Here is a 2,914-nt window from a genome sequence, read left to right as displayed (position 1 = left end):
GCGCTCGACCACCGGCTCGCGCTGGTCGGCCGCACGCGCGACGACTTCGCGGCGCGCCTGGGCGACTGGCTGCGCGACGAGGTCTCGCCCGCCGTCGCCAGCGGCCGYGTGCCGGGCGAAGGCGTGCCGCGGCTCGCGTTCGTGTTCAGCGGGCAGGGCCCGCAGTGGTTCGCGATGGGCCGCGAGCTGATCGCCGCGCAGCCGGTGTTCCGCGATGTGATCGAGGCCTGCGATGCCTTGATGCAGCCGCTGACCGGCTGGTCGCTGCACGCGGAACTGGCGAAGGACGAGGCCGGGTCGCGGCTCGCCGACACCGAGGTCGCGCAGCCGGCGCTGTTCGCGATCCAGGTCGCGCTGGCGGCGCTGTGGCGCAGCTGGGGCATCGTGCCCGACGGCGTGGTCGGCCACAGCGTCGGCGAGATCGCGGCCTTGCACGTGGCCGGCGTGCTGGGCCTGGCCGATGCGGTGCGCGTGGTGTGCCAGCGCGGCCGCGTGATGCAGCAGGCCACCGGCACCGGCCGCATGGCGCAGGCGAGCCTGGCCGAAGACGAGGCCGTGCAGCTGCTGAAGCCCTACGGCGATCGCCTGGCGCTCGGTGCCGTCAACGGCCCGCGCAGCATCGTGCTGTCGGGCGAGCCGGCGGCGCTCGACGAACTGCTGGCGGCGCTGACGCGGCGCGGCATCTCGCACCGCATGCTGCCGGTGCAATACGCCTTCCACAGCGCGCAGATGGCGCCGTTCCAGCAGACGCTGGCCGGGCTGCTGGCCGATGTGCCGTCGCAGCCGATGGCGGTGCCGGTGTACTCGACCGTGCTGGGCGGGCTCGCGACCGGGCAGCGTTTCGACGGCGTGTACTTCGGCCGCAACGTGCGCGAGCCGGTGCGGCTGCATGCGGCGATCACCGCGATGGCCGGCGACGGCTTCGGCAGCTTCCTCGAGATCGGGCCGCACCCGGTGCTGAGCGCGTCGATCGCCGAGAGCCTGGCGGCGGCCGGTGCGACGGGGCAGGTGCTCGCGTCATTGCGCCGCGGCCGGCCGGAGCGCGAATCGCTGCTGCAGGCGGCCGCCGCGCTGCACGTGCATGGCCACACGCTCGATGCCGAGGCGGTGGCGGGCGAGGGCGGCGAGGTGGTCGACCTGCCGCGCTATCCGTGGCAGCGCAAGCGTTTCTGGCTGCGGCCGACGCCGGTGGCTGCGGTGGTGCCGTCCTCGCGTCGGGGGATTCATCCGCTGCTCGGCACGAAGCTGTCGACGCCGGCCACCACGGCCACCGTGTTCGATGCGCAGTGGTCGGTCGGCGATGCCGGCGCGCTGCACGAGCACCGCATCGGCGGGCGCCTGCTGATGCCGGCGGCGGCGATGCTCGAGGTGTGCCGCGCGGCGGTCGGGGGCCGGGTGCTGTCGGCATTCGCGGTCGAGCGGCCGCTGTACCTGCCGGAGAGCGGCATGGCGCACTGGCAGGCGATCGTGCGCGACGGGGCGGTCGAGCTGCACCAGGCGCTGGATGACGAGACGTGGCAGCGCGTGTGCACGGCAGCGGTGGGTGATGCGCCGTCGCCAGAGGCGCTGCAGTCGGCGGGCGGCGCCACCTATGTATCGTCGGGCGAGATCTACGCCGGCTTCGAGGCGCTCGGCGTCGCATTCGGCCCGGCCTTCCGCAACCTGCATGCGGTGCAGCGCGGCAGCGGTTGGGCGCGGGCATCGCTGGTGCTGCCGGCCGAGGTCGAAGCGCAGGCCGCGGCGTTCGGTCTGCACCCGGCCTTGCTCGACGGCGCGCTGCAGCTGTGCGCGGTGGCCGCGCAGGGCGTGCCGACGACGCTGTGGGCGCCGATGGGCATCGAGCAGGTCGAGCTGCTGCGTCCGGGCCTGGCGCGCGTGCAGGCGCTCGCGGTGCTGCGCGGCGAGGCGGGGGCGGACATCGACTTGATCGACGAGCAGGGCGCGCCGGTCGCGCGGCTGCGCGGCGTGCGCTTCGCGGCGACCGATGCGCGCACGCTGGCGGGTGGGGGCGCGGAGGATGGGGTGTACGAGGTGCGGTGGCGGCCTGCCCCGCCAATCTCCATGGGCCCCATCCCCGTTGGCCCCATCCCCGTTCGCCCCATCCCCGTTCGCCCTGAGCAGGGACTGAGCTTGTCGAAGGCCCGTGTCGAAGGGTTGGTGCCGCAGCGCGCGGTGGAGCCAGGGCTTCGACAGGCTCAGCCCGACCCTTCGACAGGCTCAGGGCGAACGGAGGGGGGTGCGGAAGGCGACTGGCTGCTCCTCAGCGACGCCAGCGGCCTTGCCGCCACCCTGCGCCAGGCGCTCGAATCCCGCGGCGCCCGCTGTACCGAAGTCCTCGCCGGCGAGCGCTTCCAGCGGCTCGAATCGAACCGCTGGTCCGTCGACCCGCACGATGCGGCGCAGATGCAATCCGTCGTCGCCGACTGGCGCTCGCATGGCACGCCGCGCGCGGTGGTCTCGCTGTGGAGCCTCGACACCCCCGGCTTCGATGCCGGCACCGCCGACGACGCCGAACTGCGCGCCAGCGGCTCGCTGCTGCACGTGCTGCAGGCGCTGGCCGCCGATGCCGACGCGCCCGCCGTCGCGCTGTGGCTCGTCACGCAGAACGCGCAGCCGGTGCTTCCGCACGAGGCACCGGCCTCGTCGGCCGCGGCCGGCGCCTGGGCCTTCCTCGGCGTGCTGGCCGTCGAGCATCCCGAATTCCCGCTGCGCGCGATCGACACCGACGCGGCCGACCCCGATGACATCGATGCGCTGCTGGCCGAGCTGCTGTCGCCTGCCCCGCTGCCGCGCGTCGCGCTGCGCGCAGGCACGCGCCACCAACCGCGCCTCGTGCGCCGCGCCGCCGCCACGCCGGCCTCGCCGCTGCAGCGCCTCGAGGTCGAACGCCCCGGCACGCTCGACGGCCTCGCGC

At 74.8% G+C, this 2,914-nt stretch carries 1 protein-coding gene; it reads left to right on the top strand.

Going from position 1 to position 2,914, the window contains the following annotated elements; genetic code table 11:
• The coding region (locus AC1DXV_RS33285) for an acyltransferase domain-containing protein (RefSeq protein WP_477937815.1) at positions 1-2,914 on the top strand (2,914 nt) is incomplete at both ends.

It is taken from the genome of Rhizobacter sp. P3_C12 (assembly GCF_056402735.1).
The sequence above is the reverse complement of the archived record's forward strand: the minus strand, read 5'-3'. Positions and strand labels throughout refer to the sequence as shown.